Source organism: Polaribacter sp., assembly GCF_036480315.1.
GTDB lineage: Bacteria > Bacteroidota > Bacteroidia > Flavobacteriales > Flavobacteriaceae > Polaribacter.
Map to the genome: position 1 here is coordinate 1 of NZ_JAZGGG010000052.1, position 21,250 is coordinate 21,250.

The window sequence follows — 21,250 nt, forward strand, 5'->3', positions numbered from 1 at the left end:
TTAAGACTAGAATACTCTCAAAATTAACCTCATTAACAATTATTCAATTCATTAATAAGTTTACTTTTGATAGAAATATTAACAACTTAAAAATTAGTATTATTTAAATGCACAACGGGTAAAATAATATATTAATATTTGTTAAATGGATAAAAAAGAAAGACTAGTTTTAGAAGATTTAGTAAATGCAGGAACTTCAGAAATGGAGAAATTTCAGAATGAAGTAATTCGTCCTGTTATAAAAATGCAACATACTTTATTAATTGTTTCCTTTCAAAATTATCTTCAGAAAAGAAAAGTTGATTTTTCAAGTTTAGTAGACAAGAAAAAAAGAAGTAAAGTTTCATCAGTTTTTAAAACAGATAATAACTATAAAAACCTCACTTTAGGTTTTATTATTGGTCAGTTTTCTACAGAAGAATTTACGTTTTATAGCGCTAATTCATCAGAAATAAATAGAAGAATTTTACAGATTGTTACTCAAAGAATTAAAGATAGTATTGTCGAAATTCAATAAAAAAAGTTGCTGTAAATTAATACAACAACTTACTATATTTTATAACAGCTTTAAGGTAATATTGTTTTTACTTCTGCTTTTGCTCTGCCAATAATTTCTTTTGATAGCTTCCTTGTACAACATCTACAATTACTAAAATTGCCAAAACAAAGTAGAAAGTAGTTTTACTCATTGGTACAATTTCGTTTCCAAATAATTTTATATGTGCTAAATGACCACCTTCAGTAACTAGCATAATACCTACAATAAAAAGAATAAACAATCCTAAAACTTCATACATTCTATTTTTTGCTAAAAAAGTTGAAATTCTATCCGCTAAAAACAGCATTAATAATCCGCTAATTACAATAGCAATTGCCATTACAATAAATGCTGTTGTAGAATTCTCTATTTCGCTAGTAAGACCGATTGCTGCTAGAATAGAATCGAAAGAAAAAACTAAATTCATAAGTACAATACTTACAATTACTGCATTTGAAGATTTTTTTCCTTTTCCATTTGCATCTTCTGCATTTGTAGATAAGTCAGAATCACCAATCATATGCCAGATTTCTTTTATTGCTGTGTAGATAATAAAACCACCACCGAGTAAAACAATAATACTGTGTCCATTAAATGAAAATTTTACGATATCTTTTATCTCACCAGATAAAAAAGAAAATGGTTCTTTAAAATAACCAATTAAAGAAACTAAAACAAAGAGCAATATAATTCTTAAAATAATTGCAATTAAAATTCCTACTTTTCTAACTCTTTTTTGGTCGGCAAGCGGTGCTTTTTTAGATTCTAAAGAAATGTATAATAAATTGTCGAATCCTAAAACAGCTTGTAATAAGATTAACATTAATAGTGTAAAGATAATTCCTAACATAATTTTATTTACTTTTTTGAATTGTTCAAAGGTATTTAAAAAACTTAAAAACAATACCTATTATCAAAGAAGTATTTTTTAAAATTCGAGTAAAGTTGTAACTTAAACTTTTTAAAAGCATCATATATAAAATTAATCACCTTAAAACTTTCAGATGAAAACTCATTTACTCATAAAATCTACCATTTTATTTTTTCTTTATGCATTCTCCTTCAATACAAGTCAAGCACAAAGTTTAGAATCTAAGATAGACAATATATTAAGCAAACAATTTAAAAGTAACGAATCTGGGGCTTCTGCATTGGTTGCTAAAGATGGTGAAATTATTTACAGAAAAGCTTTCGGAAAAGCTAATTTAGAATTGAATGTAGACATGACTTCAGATAATGTTTTTCAAGTAGGTTCTATTACAAAACAATTTACTTCCGTTTCAATTCTAATGTTATTAGAAGAAGGTAAATTAAGTTTAGAAGACGAAATCACAAAATTTATCCCAGATTACCCAACTAGCGGAAAAAAAATTACTGTGCACCATTTATTAACGCATACTTCAGGTATTAAGAGTTATACTTCAATGCAAAGTTTTGGAAAAGTGATGACAATTGATGAATCTCCTTTAAAATTTATCGATTTTTTTAAAAATGAACCAATGGATTTTGATCCGGGTGAAAAGTATAAATATAACAATTCAGGATATTTTATATTAGGGTATATTATTGAAAAAGTTAGTGGTTTATCTTATCAGAAGTTTATTCAACAACGAATTTTTGATAAAATAAATATGAATTCTTCTTATTATGGAAGTCACTCAAAATTAATTAAAAACAGAGCTTCTGGTTATCAAAAAAAGAGGCGAATTTTCAAATGCGCAATATATTAGTTTAACACTTCCTTATGCTGCTGGTTCTATAATGTCGTCTGTAGATGACATGTTAAAATGGCAAACAGCAATTACTAAAGATGTTTTTGTAAAAGAAGAAACAATAGATAAAGCGTTTACCAATTACACATTAAACAACGGAGATAAAATAAACTACGGTTATGGTTGGAGTATTAACGAAATAAATGCTGTATCAACAATTGAACATGGAGGTGCAATTCCTGGATATTTATCAATGGGAGTCTTTGTGCCAAGTAAAAATGTGTATGTGATTTTGTTTTCTAATTGTGGTTGTCAATCGCCAACAAATACTGCTTTAGAAATTGCAGCTTTAGCAATTGATCAGCCAAAAATTAATAATGAGAATTCAGTTAAATTATCAAAAAAACAATTAAGCAAATGGGTTGGAACTTATGAATTTGATAATGATGTGTTACGTTATATCACTTTAAAGGATAATCAACTATATAGTCAAAGAGAAGGAAGTTCGCAAGATCCTTTTAAAATTCATCCATCTTCCCCAAATTCGTTTTCTTTTGAAGAAGGATTTATTTCATATGATTTTTCAATAAAAGATGGAAAGAAAGTAACACTTTTTAAAAATAGAATTAACAAACGGAAAGGAATTTTTACAGATAAAAAAGCACCAAAAGAGAAGGGAGAATTTACTGTTTCTGTGGATGTATTAAAAACATATGAAGGTGTTTTTGAGATTCAACCTGGTTTTGATTTAACAATTTCTTCAAAAGAAAATCAATTATTTGCACAAGCAACTGGTCAGCAAAAAATTGAACTATTTGCAGAATCAAAAACCAAATTCTTTTTAAAAGTTGTAAAAGCATCAGTTAATTTCCATAAAAATGATAAAGGGCAAGTAATTGCATTAACTTTAAATCAAGGAGGAAGAGCAATGAAGGCGAAAAAGAAATAGTTAGAATAAATATTTTATTAAAATACGAATACTTACAAAGGCAATCAATATAGCGGTTGCCTTTTTTAATTGAATAGGTTTAAAAAATTTATTACTCATTCTACTTCCAATTTGACCGCCAATAAAAACAGTAATCAATAAAACAGAAGTTAAATTCCAATCAATTTCAAAATTTGGGTTAGAATATTGTCCTAACAAACCAGCAATGGAATTTACCAAAATAAAAAAGCTAGCAGTTGCAGCAATTTTCTTTGGAGTATCCCAATTTGTTAAGTGGAGCAATGGGGCTAAAAATATACCACCTCCAATTCCTACCATTCCAGAAATAAAGCCAATAACTCCACCATAACTAGCGTTTTTTGTGAGATTTAGTTTTGTTTCTTTTTCTTCCAATGAAACAATACGTTTAGATATCAACATAGTTATTGCTGCAAATAATAAAGTAAAACCTAAAAGGGTGAAAAAAAAAGTTTGATTTATCTTTAAAAAACCGCCTAAAAAAGCGAGCGGAATACTAAATAGTACTAATGGAGTTATCTTTTTCCAATCAAACCTTTTTTGATGATAAAAGAACCAAATATTGCCAGAAACTACCATAATATTACATAAAAGTGCTGTGGCTCTAATTTGCGTAAAAATAACTCCTGTTAAAGCTAAAATTGCTAAATAGCTAGAACCACCACCAAAACCAACTGAAGAGTACAAGATTGCAACCGTAAAAAAAAGCACAACGATATGCCAATTTTCAAAAAAAGTACCAAAAAATAATTGTAAATTCATTTTAAGCAAATATATTATTCTCTTAAGAATTAAAGATGTATTTATTTTAATTTTTGTATTTCATCTATCATTAAATGTTGTAAGTAGAAAAAGTAGGAAATAGAAACATTGTTTTTATACATTAGTAACTTAATAAAAAAGCACTCAAAATTAACCTATTAGCCCCTTAAAAATAAAACATTTTTTTATATTGTTATAAACTATTACAATCAACAAAATTAATTATGAGCAACTACCACATCAAACATTTAGAAGAATATTATCAAGTTTATAGAAAATCAATTCGTGAGCCAGAAAATTTTTGGGAAGAAATTGCTGAAGAACATTTTGTTTGGAGAAAAAAATGGGATAAAGTTTTAGAATGGGATTTCTCTAAACCAGAAGTAAAATGGTTTCAAGGAGCAAAATTAAACATTACAGAAAACTGTATTGATAGGCATTTAGCAACAAGAGGAAATAAAACCGCTATTTTATTTGAACCTAATGATCCAAAAGAAGCTGTTGAACATATTACTTATAAACAATTACACCAAAGAGTAAATCAATTTTCAAATGTTTTAAAAGAAAACGGAGTTAAAAAAGGAGACAGAGTTTGTATTTATGTTCCTATGATTCCAGAATTGGCAATTGCAACATTAGCTTGTGCAAGAATTGGTGCTATTCATTCTGTAGTTTTTGCAGGTTTTTCAGCGACAGCATTGTCAACAAGAATTAATGATTCCGATTGTAAAATGGTCATTACTTCTGATGGTTCTTACAGAGGGAAAAAATCAATAGATTTAAAAGGAATTGTAGATGAAGCTTTAGAATCTTGTCCTGGTGTAGAAACTGTTTTAGTTGCAAAAAGAATCAATTCTGATATAAATATGCAAGAAGGACGTGATCAATGGTTACAACCTTTATTAGATGATGCTTCAACAATTTGTGAAGCAGAAATTATGAATGCAGAAGATCCGTTATTTATTTTATATACTTCTGGTTCTACAGGAAAGCCAAAAGGAATGGTGCACACAACAGCTGGTTATATGGTTTATACGGCGTATACTTTTAAGAATGCATTTCAATATAAAGAAAATGATGTGTATTGGTGTACTGCAGATATTGGTTGGATTACTGGGCATTCATATATTGTTTATGGACCTTTAGCAAACGGAGCAACTACAGTTTTGTTTGAAGGAGTACCAAGTTATCCAGATTTTGGACGCTTTTGGGATATTATTGAAAAGCATAAAGTAAATCAATTTTATACAGCGCCAACTGCAATTAGAGCATTGGCAAAACACGGAACAAAATTAGTTGATAAATACGATTTATCATCTTTAAAAGTTTTAGGTTCTGTTGGAGAACCCATAAATGAAGAAGCTTGGCATTGGTATAATGAGAATATTGGTAAAAAGAAAAGCCCAATTATTGATACTTGGTGGCAAACAGAAACAGGAGGAATGATGATTACACCAATACCTTATGTAACACCAACAAAACCAACGTATGCAACTTTACCTTTTATTGGAATTCAGCCTGCTTTAATGGATGAGAAAGGTAATGAGTTAAAAGGAAATCAAGTAGACGGAAGATTGTGTATAAAATTCCCTTGGCCAAGTATGGCAAGAACAATTTGGGGAAATCATGAGCGTTATAAAGAAACTTATTTTTCTGCGTATGAGGGAATGTATTTTACTGGTGATGGCGCATTAAGAGATGAGGTTGGTTATTACAGAATAACGGGTAGAGTAGATGATGTAATTATTGTTTCTGGTCATAATTTAGGAACAGCACCAATTGAAGACGCAATTAATGAACATCCTGCAGTTGCAGAAAGTGCAATTGTTGGTTTTCCACATGATATAAAAGGAAGTGCTTTGTATGGTTATATTACTTTAAAAGATTCTGGAGAAAGCAGAAATCACAATAATTTAAGCAAAGAAATCAATCAGTTAATTTCTGATAGGATTGGTCCGATAGCAAAATTAGATAAAATTCAGTTTTCAGACGGGTTACCAAAAACACGTTCAGGGAAAATTATGAGACGTATTTTACGTAAAATAGCTTCCAACGAAATAGATAATTTAGGAGATACAAGTACACTTTTAAATCCAGAAGTTGTGCAAAGTATTATTGATAATCGATTGTAATGAAAGCTAAACTGAACTTGATTCAGTTTCTATCCATGCCTCATAGACTCTTAAATCTGTGAGGTATTTTTTTGGGCGTTTTTTTGTGAAAAACAAAAACTGTGCTATCCACTATATCTTTTTGTTATAAAAGCAAAAAGGATGTCGTTTCTATCGCTCACGCAAGCTTGTTTGTTAACTAAATTGATCTTTTCAAACCTTACAGTTTTTTTTAAACCTGTAAGGTCTTTTGCTTTATTGTAACTTTGTAAATATGTCAGATTTCTTTCAATGGCATATAAATTGACAATAGATATTTATGCAACATTTAATAGAATCAAATAAAAATAAAAAGAAGCCAAAAGTATCAATTGGTAAAGCTTTTAAAACAATTATATGGCCAAGAAGAAATCTAGTCTTTATTGGACTAATTCTAATTGTAATTAGAAGTTTGTCAGGTTTAATATTACCATGGCAAAGTAAAGTGTTATTAGATGAGGTTGTTCCAGACAAAAATTTCGATAAGTTATATTCTTTGATTTTATTTGTAATAGGAGCAATTATTTTACAATCAATTACGTCTTTTTTGTTAACTAGAATATTAAGTGTTCAAGCACAATATTTAATATCAGAATTAAGAGCACAAGTACAAAAGAAAGTATTGTCTTTACCAATTAGCTTTTTCGATAATACCAAATCTGGCGCCTTGGTCTCTAGAATTATGAGTGATGTAGAAGGTGTAAGAAACTTAATTGGTACAGGGTTAGTACAATTAGTTGGTGGAACTTTTACAGCAATTGTATCTTTAATTATTTTAATAGATTTAAATCCTTGGATGACTTTATTCGTTTTTCTACCGATTTCAATTTTTGGAGTTGTTGCTTTAAAAGCATTTAAATTTATTCGTCCAATTTTTAGAACTCGTGGTAAAATTAATGCAGAAGTAAAAGGAAGACTAACAGAAACTTTGGCAGGTGTACGAGTTATAAAAGCATTTAATGCTGAAGAACAAGAAAATTTAGTTTTTGAAAAAGGTGTTGATAAACTCTTTCAAAATGTAAAAAAGAGTTTAACAGCTACTGCAATTATGACGAGTTCATCAACATTTTTAATAGGTGTTGCAACCACAGGAATTATTGGAATTGGTGGTTATTACATGATGCAAGGAGAAATGACTACAGGTGAATTCTTGTTTTTTACTTTAATTCTTGGTTTTATGATTGCACCAATTGTACAAATGAGTAATATAGGAAGTCAATTAACAGAAGCTTTGGCAGGTTTAGACAGAACTGAAGAATTAATGAATATGCAAGCAGAAGAAGATGATGTGGATAGAACAATTGTTTTAGAAGATATTAAAGGAGAAATTATTTTTGAAGATGTTTCTTTTGCTTATGAAGAAGGAAAAGAAGTATTAAATAATATCAATTTTAAAGTTCCTTCTGGTTCTGTAACAGCTTTGGTTGGTAGTTCTGGTTCTGGTAAATCTACAATTGCTGGTTTGTCTGCAACATTTTTAAACCCTAATTCTGGTACAATTACAGTTGACAATCAAGATATATCTCAAGTAAAATTATCTAGTTTCAGAAAACATTTAGGTGTTGTTTTACAAGACGAATTTTTGTTTGAAGGAACCATTAGAGAAAATATTTTATTTCCAAGACCAAATGCAACAGAACAAGAATTACAAAATGCAGTAAAAGCTGCGTATGTTAATGAATTTACAGACCGTTTTGATGAAGGTTTAGATACTTTAATTGGAGAAAGAGGTGTGAAATTATCTGGCGGACAAAGACAAAGATTGGCAATTGCAAGAGCAATTTTAGCAAATCCTAAAATTATTATTTTAGATGAAGCAACTTCTAGTTTAGATACAGAAAGCGAATCTTTAATTCAGAAAAGTTTATCAGAATTAGTAAAAAATAGAACTACCATTGTAATTGCTCATAGATTGAGTACAATTAAACAAGCAGATCAAATTTTAGTGATAGAAGCTGGAAGTATTGCAGAAAGAGGTACGCATGATGAATTAATAGCATCAAAAGGAAGGTATTATGATTTGTATACCTACCAAGCAAAAATTTAATTAAAATTCGAAAAGTTTATTTATTTGTCATTTCGACTTTATGGAGAAATCTCTAACGATTAGGTTTTTTTTAACATCAGAAGATTTCTCTTAAAATGAAAAATTAAAATCCTTATTTTTGAAAGGATTTTTAAAACAAACGACAATAGTACATTATAATCAACAGACATTTAACTTATGAAAAAAACCATTTTATTACTATTGTTGAAGTGAAAAAAGAAAATTTTCCAGAAGAATTAGGGAGAATTTTCGAAAAACACGGAGGAATAAATATCTGGAGAAAAGCACAAATTCTTTCTTTTAACAAAGGAGAAGAAGTTCATACTGTAGATTTACAGTCAAGAAAATCAGTTATAAATACTCCGAAATTTTCTTTAGGTTTTGATGGAAAAGAGGTTTGGTTAGATGAAGACAAAGAAGGAGTTTATAAAGGAAATCCTACTTTTTATTATAATTTGTATTTCTATTTTTATGCAATGCCTTTTGTTTTAGCAGATGATGGAATTACTTATAGTAAAGAACATGATTTGGTTTTTGAAGGAGTAAGTTATCCAGGTTATAAAATTTCTTATGCTTCAGATAAAGGAGCTTCACCAGATGATAATTATATTGTGTATTACAACCCTAAAACTTATCAAATGGAATGGTTAGCATATACTGTTACTTTTAGATCTAAAAGTAACAGTGATAAGTATAACTTAATAAAATATAATAAATGGGAAAACGTAAACGGATTGGTTTTACCAAAAGAAATTACTTGGTATAAAAAAGATGAAAATGGTGTTCCAACAGAACCAGCAAAACCTGCAACTGAATTTACGTTACCTTTAGTAAGTCAAGCAAAATTAGCAGATTCATTTTTTGAGAAACCAGTTAAATAAACAATTCTGTTAAAAATTATTATAGGTATTTAATAATTTTATCATAAATAGAAACATAATAATCATGAAACCTCGGAAGCAATACGTTTTCGAGGTTTTTTGTGTTTTTAAGAATATCTAAATCAAACAACTTAATAGAATCAACTTCTTCCTCTTGAATTTTTAATTCAGAAACTGGAACTTTTAACTCAGCAATAAAAACATGATGATGTTCATTATCTATTATTCCGTTTTTATGAGAAACTTGATGAATTCTTGTCCCAATTTTGATGAGGTCTTTTTCTTTTAATTGTAATCCAATTTCTTCAAAAATTTCTCTTTTTGCTGATGTTAAAATGTCTTCGCCAGCAACAATATGTCCTGCAACAGAAATATCCCATAAACCAGGGAATACTTTTTTGGTAGCAGTTCTTTTTTGAAGTAGTATTTTTTCATCCGAAGTAAATAACCAAATATGCACAGTTGCATGAAACCAGCCATTTTTATGAGCTTCAGATTTTAAAGCCGTTTTCCCTGTTGATTTTCCTTCTGGAGTTAAAATGTTTATTAGTTCGTCCATTTATTTTTTTATAAGACCCTACAGGTTTTTAAAACCTGAAGGGTCTGGATAAGAGTCAGTTTGTCATTTCGAAGAATGAAAAATCTCATAATTCTGGTTATCAAATATGAGGTTTTTCAATCGCTAAAAAGCTCATTTCGAAAAGACAAAACTGAATGTTAAATTAATAGATTGCTTCGTTCCTCGCAATGAAGTCAATTTGCTATTCAAAGTAAGAAAACGTTTCACCATCTTTAATATTTAAAAGCGTTTCATAAATCATTTTAATAACGTTTTCAACATCATCTCTATGAACCATTTCTACTGTTGTGTGCATGTATCTTAAAGGTAGGGAAATCAATGCAGAAGCAACACCACCATTACTATACGCAAAAGCATCTGTATCTGTACCTGTTGCTCTAGAAAGTGCAGAACGCTGAAAAGGAATCTTTTTTGCTTCTGCTGTATCTGTAATTAAATCTCTTAATTTTTGTTGTACTGCAGGTGCAAAAGCAACAACAGGCCCCTTACCAATTTCTAAATGACCTGCTTTTTTCTTGTCGATCATTGGTGTAGTTGTATCGTGTGTAACATCAGTAACAATAGCAACATTTGGTTGTATTGTGTGTGTTATCATTTCTGCACCACGTAAACCAATTTCTTCTTGTACAGAGTTTGTAATGTACAATCCAAAAGGTAATTCTTTCTTATTTTCTTTTAATAAACGAGCAACTTCCGCAATCATAAAACCACCCATTCTGTTGTCTAAAGCTCTACAAACAAATTTATCTCCGTTTAAAATATGAAACTCATCTGGATACGTAATTACACAGCCAACATGAACACCTAACTCTTCTACTTCTTTTTTTGTTGAACAACCAGTATCAATAAAAATATTGTCTGGTTTTGGCGCTTCTTCATTCGCTCTATTTCTTGTGTGAATTGCTGGCCAACCAAAAACACCTTTTACAATTCCGTTTTTAGTATGAATATTTACAATTTTACTTGGCGCAATTTGATGATCAGAACCTCCGTTTCTAATGACATAAATCAAACCATTATCAGAAATATAATTTACATACCAAGAAATTTCATCTGCATGTCCTTCAATAACAACTTTGTATTTTGCATCCGGATTTATAACACCAACAGCTGTACCATAAGTGTCTGTAATAAAAGTATCTACATAGGGTTTTAGATAATCCATCCAAATTTTCTGACCTTCCCATTCATAACCAGTAGGAGCAGCGTTGTTTAAATATTTTTCTAAAAAAGTAAGCGATTTCTTATTTAAGATTGATTTTTTTGCCATTATATATAAGTTTATAAATATTGTGTTTCTTTGTTAATTGTAAAAATAAAACGAATTTTTATTAAAAGCACAAAAATAATCACAAAAAAATGTAACAAAAGTGCTTACTTTTACACTAATCACTGATTTCCGTTTTCACGGGAATTACAATTTTAAAGGAAACCTCTAGAATGAATCTAGATGGATTTTTTTCAAGTAAAAATCACTAAAACCAAGAATATGAAGTTAGTAATTGAAAATTTAACCAAGACTTACAAAAACGGTGTTAAAGCAATCGATAATTTAAGTATCGAAATAGGTACAGGAATGTTTGGTTTATTAGGGCCAAATGGTGCTGGTAAATCATCTTTAATGAGAACAATTGCAACATTGCAAAGTCCAGATTCTGGTTCAATTACTTTTGGAGATATTAATGTTTTAGAAGACAATATGTCTTTACGTAAAGTATTAGGTTATTTACCTCAATCTTTTGGTGTGTATCCAAAAATGTCAGCTGAAGATTTGTTAGATTATTTTGCAACTTTAAAAGGAGTTGCAAACAAATCCGAAAGAAAAGCAATTGTAAAAGAAGTTTTAGAAATCACTAATTTATACGATGTAAGACGCAAGTATGTTGCGGGTTATTCTGGCGGAATGAAACAACGTTTTGGAATTGCACAACTACTTCTAAATAATCCTAAATTAATAATTGTTGATGAACCAACTGCTGGTTTAGATCCTGCGGAAAGACATCGTTTTTTGAATGTTTTACGTGAAGTTGGTACAAATTGTACCGTTATTTTTTCTACACATATTGTTGAAGACGTAAAAGAATTGTGTAATGAAATGGCAATTTTAAATGGTGGAAAAATATTAAAACATACAACACCTTTACAGGCTACAAAAGAAATTGAAAATACAATTTGGACGAAAGTTATAGAGAGAGATGATTTAGAAGAAAATGAAAAAAACTTCAATATTTTATCATCAAACTACAATCAAGATAATACGTTAAATATTAGAGTGCATGCAACAGAAAAACCTTCTGAAGATTTTGTGGCATCAACTCCGCAGTTAGATGATGTGTATTTTATTGCTTTAAAACAAGATGAACCAGTTTTAACGAGTTAAGAGTTTTTAATTATGAGTTTTAAGTTAGGATTTAGTATAAATTTTAAATTAAACTCAAAAAACTAACCACTTAAAACTAAACACTCAAAACTTTTTTTATTATGTTTTCAACTATTTTCAAACAAGAATTAAAATATTGGTTTAACAAACCTGCATTTTACATTTATACATCCATATTTGTTTTACTAGCTTTTTTCTTATCAGCTAATTTTGCTGGCCTTTTCGATTCTGTAACAGCAACAGTAGGTTCATCAAGAATTGTAAATTCGCCGATTGGTGTGAACAACTTAATGGATGGTTTAACTACGTTTATATTTTTCTTGTTTCCCTCAATCATGGGAGTTTCAATCTATAGAGACTATAAGAGTGAAATGCACACCATTTTATATTCATATCCATTTACAAAAGCCAATTATTTATTTGCCAAATTTTTTAGCGCAATTGTGGTTGTTTCTATAATTGTACTCTCTATAGCATTGGGTATGATTATTGGTTTTCGATTTCCCGGAACAAATTCAGAAATTGTAGGAGCATTTAATGTTTTAACCTATTTACAAACCTACTTGGTGTTTATTTTGCCTAATATTTTGTTGTTTGGTGCTATTGTTTTTGCGGTGGTTACATACACAAGAAATATTGCTGCGGGTTTTATTGCAGTCATTATTTTATTTTTGATACAAGGAATTATAGCAAGTGTTTTATCTGATCCTGAACAAAGTTCATTGGCTGCTATTTTAGATCCTTTTGGTTCTTCAGCAGTAAATCATTACACAAAATATTGGACGCCTTCAGAGCAAAATGAATTGCAAATTCCTTTGAAAGAATTAATTGTTTATAACCGTTTATTATGGTTGGCAATTGCAGTATTCATTTTTGGAATGGTATATAAATTCTTTACATTTAGTCAGAATGCAATTTCTTTTTCGTTTAAAAAAACAAAAGGAGAAAGAATTATTAAATCTAACTTTAGCGGAATTACAAAAATTGTTTTACCAAAAGTTACTTATAATTTTTCGTTTCTACAGAACCTAAAAACAATGTGGAAACTGTCTAATATAGATTTTAAATACATTTTTAAAAGTTGGGCTTTTATTTCTATTGTTTTGGTTGGCTTTATTTTATTAATGGTAACATTATTTAATAGGGGAGAAGTTTTTGGAACTAAAACCTTGCCTGTAACTTGGCAAATGCTAATAGGAGGTAGAGTTTTTATAAGATTGGCAATTATTATTTGTACTTTCTTATATGCGGGTATGTTGGTGCATAGAGCTAATATTGCTCGTATTGATCATTTGGTAGATACAACTCCGGTACCTAATTGGACTTTGTTGTTCTCTAAAGTAATTGCAATTTTAAAAATGCAGTTGGTTTTATTAAGTGTTATTCTTATTTCAGGTATTGTTTTCCAAATTTATAAAGGATACTATAATTTTGAAGTCGGACATTATTTAAAAGAATTATTTTTTCTAGATGTTTTAAATCTTTTAGTTTGGACTCTTTTAGCAATCTTTATTCAAACGCTTATTAGAAATCCTTATTTAGGTTTGTTTATTCTTTTAGTCATTTCAATAGGAATGCCATTTTTATCATTAGCAGGTATTGAGCAATCTATTTTTAAATACAATGAAGGTCCTGGTTTTCGATTTTCAGATATGAATGGTTACGGTACTTTAGCGCCTTATTTATGGTATAAAATATATTGGATTTTATGCGGATTAATTTTACTGATAGTTTCTTTTTTATTCTGGGTTCGTGGAATTCCGAACTCGTTTTCAGAGAGAATTTCTATTGCAAAATCTCGTTTTAAAGGTTTTGCAGTAGTAAGTTTTACAGTTTTTCTACTTTTATTTTTAGTATTAGGATATTCAATTTATCAAGAAACTGGCACAAAATCGAAAAGAACTTCTTCTAAAGAAAGAGAGTTGCAAAGAGTGAATTGGGAAAAAACATACAAAAAGTATGAGAGTTATGCACAACCTAGAATTGTTGCTGTAAAAACGGATGTAGCTATTTTTCCGAAGAAAAAAACTTTTGAAGCATCAGCAGTTTTTACGATGATAAATAAAACGGATGAAGCAATTGATAGTATTTTCTTAAATCATAATTCGTTAAAAAGTACATTTGAATTTAGCAAAGCAAACAATCTAGTTTTAGAAGATACCATTAATCATTTTGATGTGTATCATTTTGAAAATAAAATACTTCCTGGCGATACTTTACAACTTTCAGTTACTGTAAAAAGCAATAAAAATTCTGCTTTTAGAACAAAATCACCAATTGTAGAGAACGGAACATTTATCAATAATTTCTCTATGTTTCCTACTTTAGGTTACTCTTCAGCAGGAGAGTTAACAGATAATAAAACGCGTAAAAAATACGATTTATCAAAAAATAATTTACGTCCACATCCATCAGACTCAACGGCTTTAGGAGATACTTATATTTCTAAAGATTCTGATTGGATTGATTTTGAAGCAACCGTTTCAACTTCTATAGATCAGATAGCTATTGCGCCAGGTTATCTACAAAAAGAATGGACAGAAAATGATAGAAGGTATTTTCACTATAAGATGGATAGTAAAATTTTAAATTTTTATGCATTTAATTCTGCTAAATATGAAGTGAAAAAGGACAAATGGAATGATGTTATTTTAGAGATTTATTATCATAAAGGACACGAATATAATTTAGAAAGAATGCTAAAAGGAATGAAGGCTTCTTTAGATTATAATTCGAAGAACTTTAGTCCATATCAACACAAGCAATTAAGAATTGTGGAGTTTCCAAGTGGCGCTTTTGCACAATCTTTTCCGAATACAATTCCGTTTGCAGGTGATGCAGGTTTTATTGCAGATGTGGTAGATGAAGCAGATGGTGGTGTAGATTATTCGTTTGCAATTACGGTGCATGAAGTAGCACATCAATGGTGGGCACATCAAGTAATTGGTGCAGATGTTTTAGGAGCAACCATGTTGTCTGAAAGTTTATCTGAATATGTTTCACTAAAAGTTTTGGAACATGAACATGGAAAAGAAAAAATGAGAATTTTCTTAAAAGAAGCTTTAGATGGTTATTTGTCTCAAAGAGCTTTCGAAACAAAACGTGAGAATCCATTAATGTATAATGATGGTCAAAGTTATATTCGTTATCAAAAAGGTTCTCTAGTATTTTATGCTTTAAGTGATTATATAGGTGAAGAAAAATTAAACGGAGCTTTAAAAGAATATGTAGAAAAAGTAAAGTTTCAAGAGCCTCCATACACCACTTCAATAGAATTGGTAGATTATATAAGAGAGGTTACACCAGATTCTTTACAATATGTAATTAAAGACATGTTTGAAACAATTACGTTATATAAAAATAGAATTGTTGATGTGAAATCTACCGAATTAGAAAACGGAAAATACCAAGTAGATATTGAGTTTGAAGTTTCAAAATATAGAAACGATAAAAAAGGAAAACGTTACTATGGTGAAAAAGTAGGTGATACTTTATCTTATAAAACTGATAAAATGAAGAAAGCTATTTTATCGGTTCCATTAGTCGATTATATAGATATTGGTGTTTTTACAGTAGAAGAAATTGATGATAAAAAGCAAGAAAAAATACTGTATCTAAATAAGCATAAAATAACAGCAATCAATAATAAAATTACAATTATAGTTGATGAAAAACCAACAGAAGTTGGTGTAGACCCTTTTAATAAATTAATAGATACACAATCTGAAGATAATAGAAGAAAATTATAATCATGACTAAACAAACCAGAGTAACTATCGCTTCATTATTTTTTTTAATTGTAGTAATTCTTCATGTTTATGGGCTTTTAAATCATGAAATGTTAGCGTTTTCTACAAAACCATTGTTAATGGTAACTTTGGTTTTGGTTTATTTATCTGCAGTTAAAAAACCAAATTTCTGGTATGTTTCTGCTTTATTTTTCTCTTTTTGGGGAGATGTTTTACTGCTTTTTAAAGAACAATTTTTTGTTTTTGGATTGGCTTCTTTTTTATTAGCTCATATTTTATACATTAAAATTACTGCAGGCTTTTTAAAGAAAATTAGTTTGCAAAAAGTAACTATGGTTTCTCTTCCGTTTGTAGTTTTCTTTTTTAGTTTATTGTATCTAATTAAAGGTAATTTAGGTGAAATGTTAGTGCCAGTAATTGTTTATGGTATTACTATATCTTCATTTGGAGCGGTTACTTTATTGAACTATGTACAAGAAAAATCTACTGAAAATTTATGGTTATTTTTGGGTGCAATTATTTTTATAACTTCAGACAGTTTAATTGCAATTAATAAGTTTTATGAGCCTAAAGCAATGTATAGTATATCTATTATGATTACTTACATTGTAGCTCAATATTTAATTTGTAAGGCTTTGATTGTTAAAGATTCTCAATAATTATTGATGTCTTTATGCTTTATAATGTGCTTTTAAAGCTCTTAATAAAATAAATGTTTGTTAAGTTATGCCATAATTGTTGCGGTAATTATGCCAAGTAAATCTGCGGCTAAATCTACAAAGCCAAATGTACGTGTAGGTAAAAAAAACTTGACTAAATTCTTCGCAGAAAACAAAAACCACATTATAGTAAATATTAAAACTGCCAAAACAAAAAGAACGAAACTTTAAAGCGAGAATTCCTATAAAAGTTAAATTTCCAAATAAAAAGAAGTGTCCTAATTTATATCCTAGAGGAATTGTTTAACTACATCGAGAAAATAACTACTCGATCCTGTATTTGCTAAATATATAATCTAAAGAATAAATATGAAAAAGAGAATACTAATTATTCTAATTAATTTTTGAATATGTTAATCGCTTAATATACTTACAAGTAGTGGTTTTTATTGCCGAAATTAAAGCCTTTAGAGCACAATTTAGAGGTGTTAGAAACATTGAATTCTTCTTCTTTAGATTCTCAAAATATTTATGGCTAATCCTAAAATCTCACAAGTTTATGACTTGATCCCTTTAAATTTAAGAAAAAATATAAAAATAATTGATAAGATTATAGCAAAAGAAAAAAGCAGCTACATATTGTAACTGCTTTTTTTAGTTCTAAATGAATAGATATATTTTTTTTTATTTTCTTGTCAATTATCAGCTATTTTAGGGGGACTAATAATTAGGGGTGACTCAAAATAATTTTATTTCATATATATTAATTTAGGGGATAATAGTAATCACATTTAATAACATTAAATATAATTACATGGCAATATTATAAATAAAAAGAATATAAAGCAAGAATAATTTACTTTTTTTTAATTTTTATTATTAAATGAATAATTAATCTTTTAAAGAGTGTTGTTTTCTTACTTACAAATATATAAAATGGATAACTTTGTTTAAAAAATATTAGATGAAAAACTGTGGTTACATTTTTTTAATAATTTCACTCATTTTTTCTTGTTCTTCAAAACAACAAACTGAACTAAAGTTTTTAGATGAATATGTTTTAGCAGATTCAGTCTCTTTTCAAAAATCTATTATTGGTGGACTTTCTGGTGTAGATTATTCAAACGGATATTATTACTTTATTGTAGATGACGCAAGAAACCCAAGGTTTTTAAAAGCTAAAATTAATGTTCTGCAAAGTGAAATTGTAAATGTAGATTTTAAAAACGTTGTTTATTTAAATGATACTGCTCAATTTTTTTATAAAGAAAACGCATTAGATTTAGAATCTATTTTTATTGATGAAAAAACTCAAGAAGTAAACCTTGTTAGTGAAGGTTCAATAAGAAAAGATAAAAAACCAACTGTTTTTAAAACTGATTTAAATGGAAAATTTATAGCATCATATAAACTTCCAAATAATCTGAAAAATAATGAAGTTATAAAACACAACGCAGTTTTTGAAGGTTCTTCAAAAAGTATAGATAATAAAGGTTTTTGGGTAACTATGGAAGCACCATTAAAAATAGATGGTTCAGAACCAACTTTCACTAAAAAATCTTCACCAATAAGAATTACTTATTTCGATAAACAAACCCAAAAAGCAACAAAGCAGTTTGCGTATCAATTAGAGCATATTACAAAACCTGCAAAAGGAAATATTAACTTAAATGGTGTAACGGCTATTTTAGAATATAAAGAAAATAATTTTTTTATTATTGAAAGAACCTACCAAAATGGGTATGGAGCTTATGGTAATATTGTAAGAATTTTTGATGCTGTTCTAGGTGATAAAACAACAAACATTTTAGATGTTGAATCTTTAAAGGAAACTTCATTTATTCCACTAAAAAAACGTTTGTTAATAAATTTTGAAGATGTTAAAAATCAATTAACAGAAGGAATTATAGATAATGTTGAAGGAATTACATTTGGGCCAAAATTAGAAAATGGTAATCAATCTCTACTACTTGTTACTGATGATAATTTTCAAATTTATGGAAAACAGCTAAATCAGTTTATTCTATTAGAAGTAGAAGAAAAGTAATTCTAAAAAAAATGTTTTTATGTTTTGGTTTAAAACTTATGCCCAATAAAAGGTATGTTTTTTCTTTCAGAAAACAATACAATTATACCAATTACAAATATAAGAATAGCAGACCCAAAAAGTATCCCCCCATCATTATTGTGTTCAATTCCAATTTTTGTTAAATGAGACATAATTGCACCACCCATTAAACCAGCAGTTAAAATTGCGCCAAACACTGTTTTCTTTGATGTAAATAATAAAATTGAAGCAATTAGTTCTAGAACACCAGTTCCAACCCTCATAAAAGCTTCTTTTTCTCCAGCCAATTTTGTAAATAAGTCAATACTTTCTTGTGCACCAGTAAATTTGTAGAATAAAGTTTGTAGCATAGTTATTGCAGCAACTACTTTTAATATAAATAGTATTTTTTTGTTCATTTTGTTTTATTTAAAAATTTAGACGAATAATTTATTTTATAATTACAAAAAAAATAATTATCAGTAAGTACCCTTTTTTGAATACATTTTTGCTGAAATTCTAAACTAATGAACTTTATAATTTTATTCAATTCTTTTTCTAAAGATAATACAATAGAAACATTTGGTTTTCAGTTGATAATATTAAAGTTTAAGAAGAACAAATAAATCAGTTTGTTTTGCTTTAAATAACAAACAAATAATTACTATTTTTACAAAGTTAAAACCAGTAAAACTATAAATGTTTAGTAATTTAAAACACTCCATAATTAAAAAAAGATTTGAAAAATCTTTATCAAAATCAATAGAAAATAGAATTGTTTCTCAAAAGGAAGTTTTATCCGTTGGAGTTTTAAGTACAGAAGATATTTCTTCAAAACTTGATCTTCAAAAAGAAATAGAAACTGTTTTGAATTTAAGAAATGTTAAATTATACAGTTATAGAAAATACAACAAGTTAGATGAGGATTCATTTAAACACTTTTCAGAAAACGATATAAATTGGAGTGGAGAATTTACACATCAAAATTTTGAAAGCTTTTTAGAGCAACCATTCGATTTGTTAATAGGTTATTTCAATACAAATAATTTGTATTTAAAAAGTGCCGTTTTACAATCTAAAGCTGTGTTTAAAGCCGGTTTTTCAGATGTTAATTCACAATTATATGAATTAGAGATTTCAGAAAAATTAGAAAATGTACCTCAATTTACTTCAGAATTAAAAAAGTACCTACAGATTTTAGAAAAGTTGAAAAATTAAACTTTAAATATAAAGTTGTGTATTCTTTTTAAGATTTAATAATTTCAGTTTATAATCTAATTGAATATTGTAATTTTACGGCATTCTAAAAATAACAGAAAATGCAAGAATTTATTGGTATAGGAGTTGCGTTAATTACACCTTTTAAAGAAGATTTAAGTGTAGATTTTGATGCGCTAATAAAATTAGTGAATTTCAATATAGAAAACGGAACAAACTATTTGGTTATCAATGGTACCACTGGCGAAAGTGGGACAATTACTGAAGAAGAAAAACAAGAAATTATAAATGTTATTGTTAAAACAAATAACAAACGTTTACCATTAGTTTTAGGAATTGGTGGAAATAATACATTAAAGGTTGTTGAAGAAATTAAAACAAGAGACCTATCTAATATAGATGGTATTCTTTCTGTAGCACCTTATTATAGTAAACCAACTCAAGAAGGGTTTTATCAGCATTTTAAAGCAATTGCAGAAGCAACAGAAAAACCAATTATTTTGTATAATGTTCCTGGTAGAACAGCAAAAAACATGGAGCCAGCAACTACAATTCGTTTGGCAAAAGATTTTAATAATATAGTAGGAGTAAAGGAAGCTGGAAATAATACACAACAATATTATGCTTTGTTAAAAGACAAACCAGCAGATTTTTTAATTATTTCTGGTGATGATGATTTAGCTTTTGGTGTAACTTTAGCTGGTGGTTCTGGTGTAATTTCTGTTATAGGACAAGCATTTCCTAAAGAATTCTCAACAATGATAAACCATGGATTAGCAGGGAATAATAAAGAAGGATATGATATTCACTTTAAAATGATGGATATAGTAGATTATATTTTTGAAGAAAATAATCCTGCAGGAATTAAAACAGTTTTACAAGAATTAAATATTTGTAAAAATGAAGTTCGTTTGCCTTTAGTAAAAGCAAGTACAGAACTTCAGTTAAAAATCGCTAATTTTGTAACAAGTTTTAATTAAAATATTTTTCCTAAAATTCCAATAAAGATGTTATCAGCAAAAATACAAGACGCATTAAATGAGCAAGTAACCATAGAAGCGCAATCTTCACAAGTATATTTAGCAATGGCTTCCTGGGCAGAAACACAGGGTTTTGAGGGCGTTTCTCAATTTATGTATGCACATTCAGATGAAGAAAGAATGCATATGTTAAAATTGGTAAAGTTTATAAATGAACGTGGTGGACATGCAAAGGTTTCGGAACTATCTGCACCTCCAATCGAATTTGGTTCTTTTAAAGAAGTATTTCAAACGCTGTTTGAGCATGAAGTTGCTGTTTCAAAGTCAATAAACGATTTAGTTCATATTACATTAGAAGAAAGAGATTATGCAACACATAATTTTCTACAATGGTATGTGTCTGAACAAATTGAAGAAGAAGCGTTAGCAAGAAACATATTAGATAAAATTAATTTAATTGGTGATGATAAAAGTGGTTTTTACTTATTTGATAATGATATTAAACAATTAATTGTACCAGCACCAACACAGCCATAATATTAACATACTTTTAGTATCAATTTGCACATTTTTTTGTTGT

Annotated in this window: 18 protein-coding genes and 1 pseudogene; 14 read left to right on the plus strand and 5 right to left on the minus strand. The window is 28.5% G+C overall.

Annotated features, from left to right (window positions below):
• A pseudogene (locus V3V28_RS10495) lies at positions 1–107 on the plus strand (IS982 family transposase); the annotation flags it as partial.
• Between the two features lie 38 nt (positions 108–145).
• Positions 146–517 carry a glyoxalase gene (locus V3V28_RS10500; RefSeq protein ID WP_331364969.1) on the plus strand — a complete coding sequence of 124 codons (372 nt, stop codon included), beginning with the start codon at positions 146–148 and terminating at the stop codon, positions 515–517.
• Positions 518–584: 67 nt separating this feature from the next.
• On the opposite strand, the gene V3V28_RS10505 is transcribed toward V3V28_RS10500, so the two are convergent.
• The gene (locus V3V28_RS10505; RefSeq protein WP_331364970.1) at positions 585–1,388 is read right to left on the minus strand and encodes a TerC family protein; all 804 of its coding nucleotides are present in this window, start codon (positions 1,386–1,388) and stop codon (positions 585–587) included.
• A 154-nt stretch (positions 1,389–1,542) separates the two neighbouring features.
• On the opposite strand from V3V28_RS10505, the gene V3V28_RS10510 reads away from it, so the two are divergent.
• Positions 1,543–2,268 (plus strand): serine hydrolase domain-containing protein, encoded by a 726-nt coding sequence (locus tag V3V28_RS10510; RefSeq protein ID WP_331364971.1) that lies wholly within the window; start codon positions 1,543–1,545, stop codon positions 2,266–2,268.
• Between the two features lie 31 nt (positions 2,269–2,299).
• On the plus strand, positions 2,300–3,199 hold the full coding sequence (locus V3V28_RS10515) for a DUF3471 domain-containing protein (protein ID WP_331364972.1): 900 nt from the start codon (positions 2,300–2,302) through the stop codon (positions 3,197–3,199).
• Here V3V28_RS10515 and V3V28_RS10520 read toward each other — a convergent pair whose 3' ends face one another.
• Positions 3,200–3,979 (minus strand): sulfite exporter TauE/SafE family protein, encoded by a 780-nt coding sequence (locus V3V28_RS10520; protein ID WP_331364973.1) that lies wholly within the window; start codon positions 3,977–3,979, stop codon positions 3,200–3,202.
• A 224-nt stretch (positions 3,980–4,203) separates the two neighbouring features.
• Between V3V28_RS10520 and acs the strand changes: the two genes are divergently transcribed.
• The 3 genes from acs to V3V28_RS10535 all read left to right on the plus strand — a co-directional run bounded on the left by acs (position 4,204) and on the right by V3V28_RS10535 (position 9,057).
• On the plus strand, positions 4,204–6,111 hold the full coding sequence (acs, locus tag V3V28_RS10525) for an acetate--CoA ligase (RefSeq protein ID WP_331364974.1): 1,908 nt from the start codon (positions 4,204–4,206) through the stop codon (positions 6,109–6,111).
• Between the two features lie 298 nt (positions 6,112–6,409).
• Complete coding sequence (locus V3V28_RS10530; protein ID WP_331364975.1) at positions 6,410–8,176, plus strand: ABC transporter ATP-binding protein; 1,767 nt, start codon at positions 6,410–6,412, stop codon at positions 8,174–8,176.
• A gap of 209 nt (positions 8,177–8,385) precedes the next feature.
• The gene (locus V3V28_RS10535; protein ID WP_331364976.1) at positions 8,386–9,057 is read left to right on the plus strand and encodes a DUF6503 family protein; all 672 of its coding nucleotides are present in this window, start codon (positions 8,386–8,388) and stop codon (positions 9,055–9,057) included.
• Positions 9,058–9,076: 19 nt separating this feature from the next.
• On the opposite strand, the gene V3V28_RS10540 is transcribed toward V3V28_RS10535, so the two are convergent.
• A complete protein-coding gene (locus tag V3V28_RS10540; protein ID WP_331364977.1) occupies positions 9,077–9,616 on the minus strand; it encodes an NUDIX hydrolase in 540 nt (179 codons plus the stop codon).
• Positions 9,617–9,818: 202 nt separating this feature from the next.
• Positions 9,819–10,907, minus strand: a complete 1,089-nt coding sequence (locus tag V3V28_RS10545; protein WP_331364978.1) for a M42 family metallopeptidase — start codon at positions 10,905–10,907, stop codon at positions 9,819–9,821.
• A 219-nt stretch (positions 10,908–11,126) separates the two neighbouring features.
• On the opposite strand from V3V28_RS10545, the gene V3V28_RS10550 reads away from it, so the two are divergent.
• The 4 genes from V3V28_RS10550 (at position 11,127) to V3V28_RS10565 (ending at position 18,472) form a co-directional block, all read left to right on the plus strand.
• Complete coding sequence (locus V3V28_RS10550; protein WP_331364979.1) at positions 11,127–12,017, plus strand: ATP-binding cassette domain-containing protein; 891 nt, start codon at positions 11,127–11,129, stop codon at positions 12,015–12,017.
• A 101-nt stretch (positions 12,018–12,118) separates the two neighbouring features.
• Positions 12,119–15,766, plus strand: a complete 3,648-nt coding sequence (locus tag V3V28_RS10555) for an ABC transporter permease/M1 family aminopeptidase (RefSeq protein ID WP_331364980.1) — start codon at positions 12,119–12,121, stop codon at positions 15,764–15,766.
• Between the two features lie 2 nt (positions 15,767–15,768).
• A complete protein-coding gene (locus tag V3V28_RS10560) occupies positions 15,769–16,425 on the plus strand; it encodes a lysoplasmalogenase (RefSeq protein WP_331364981.1) in 657 nt (218 codons plus the stop codon).
• 964 nt (positions 16,426–17,389) lie between these two features.
• Positions 17,390–18,472, plus strand: a complete 1,083-nt coding sequence (locus V3V28_RS10565; RefSeq protein WP_331364982.1) for an esterase-like activity of phytase family protein — start codon at positions 17,390–17,392, stop codon at positions 18,470–18,472.
• 29 nt (positions 18,473–18,501) lie between these two features.
• Here V3V28_RS10565 and V3V28_RS10570 read toward each other — a convergent pair whose 3' ends face one another.
• A complete protein-coding gene (locus V3V28_RS10570; RefSeq protein ID WP_331364983.1) occupies positions 18,502–18,891 on the minus strand; it encodes a DoxX family membrane protein in 390 nt (129 codons plus the stop codon).
• 280 nt (positions 18,892–19,171) lie between these two features.
• Here V3V28_RS10570 and V3V28_RS10575 point away from each other — a divergent pair, with 280 nt between their 5' ends.
• From V3V28_RS10575 to V3V28_RS10585, 3 genes are all read left to right on the plus strand, one after another.
• Complete coding sequence (locus V3V28_RS10575; protein WP_331364984.1) at positions 19,172–19,690, plus strand: DUF6913 domain-containing protein; 519 nt, start codon at positions 19,172–19,174, stop codon at positions 19,688–19,690.
• Between the two features lie 101 nt (positions 19,691–19,791).
• A complete protein-coding gene (gene dapA, locus V3V28_RS10580) occupies positions 19,792–20,670 on the plus strand; it encodes a 4-hydroxy-tetrahydrodipicolinate synthase (protein WP_331364985.1) in 879 nt (292 codons plus the stop codon).
• 27 nt (positions 20,671–20,697) lie between these two features.
• On the plus strand, positions 20,698–21,207 hold the full coding sequence (locus tag V3V28_RS10585; protein ID WP_331364986.1) for a ferritin: 510 nt from the start codon (positions 20,698–20,700) through the stop codon (positions 21,205–21,207).
• The last annotated feature ends 43 nt before the right edge of the window (positions 21,208–21,250 follow it).

Bases quoted from the DNA above. Each gene is read 5' to 3' on its own strand.
- V3V28_RS10500 (WP_331364969.1), top strand. From the start codon at position 146: ATGGATAAAAAAGAAAGACTAGTTTTAGAAGATTTAGTAAATGCAGGA.
- V3V28_RS10505 (WP_331364970.1), bottom strand. From the start codon at position 1,388: ATGTTAGGAATTATCTTTACACTATTAATGTTAATCTTATTACAAGCT.
- V3V28_RS10510 (WP_331364971.1), top strand. From the start codon at position 1,543: ATGAAAACTCATTTACTCATAAAATCTACCATTTTATTTTTTCTTTAT.
- V3V28_RS10515 (WP_331364972.1), top strand. From the start codon at position 2,300: ATGTCGTCTGTAGATGACATGTTAAAATGGCAAACAGCAATTACTAAA.
- V3V28_RS10520 (WP_331364973.1), bottom strand. From the start codon at position 3,979: ATGAATTTACAATTATTTTTTGGTACTTTTTTTGAAAATTGGCATATC.
- acs (WP_331364974.1), top strand. From the start codon at position 4,204: ATGAGCAACTACCACATCAAACATTTAGAAGAATATTATCAAGTTTAT.
- V3V28_RS10530 (WP_331364975.1), top strand. From the start codon at position 6,410: ATGCAACATTTAATAGAATCAAATAAAAATAAAAAGAAGCCAAAAGTA.
- V3V28_RS10540 (WP_331364977.1), bottom strand. From the start codon at position 9,616: ATGGACGAACTAATAAACATTTTAACTCCAGAAGGAAAATCAACAGGG.
- V3V28_RS10545 (WP_331364978.1), bottom strand. From the start codon at position 10,907: ATGGCAAAAAAATCAATCTTAAATAAGAAATCGCTTACTTTTTTAGAA.
- V3V28_RS10550 (WP_331364979.1), top strand. From the start codon at position 11,127: ATGAAGTTAGTAATTGAAAATTTAACCAAGACTTACAAAAACGGTGTT.
- V3V28_RS10555 (WP_331364980.1), top strand. From the start codon at position 12,119: ATGTTTTCAACTATTTTCAAACAAGAATTAAAATATTGGTTTAACAAA.
- V3V28_RS10560 (WP_331364981.1), top strand. From the start codon at position 15,769: ATGACTAAACAAACCAGAGTAACTATCGCTTCATTATTTTTTTTAATT.
- V3V28_RS10565 (WP_331364982.1), top strand. From the start codon at position 17,390: ATGAAAAACTGTGGTTACATTTTTTTAATAATTTCACTCATTTTTTCT.
- V3V28_RS10570 (WP_331364983.1), bottom strand. From the start codon at position 18,891: ATGAACAAAAAAATACTATTTATATTAAAAGTAGTTGCTGCAATAACT.
- V3V28_RS10575 (WP_331364984.1), top strand. From the start codon at position 19,172: ATGTTTAGTAATTTAAAACACTCCATAATTAAAAAAAGATTTGAAAAA.
- dapA (WP_331364985.1), top strand. From the start codon at position 19,792: ATGCAAGAATTTATTGGTATAGGAGTTGCGTTAATTACACCTTTTAAA.
- V3V28_RS10585 (WP_331364986.1), top strand. From the start codon at position 20,698: ATGTTATCAGCAAAAATACAAGACGCATTAAATGAGCAAGTAACCATA.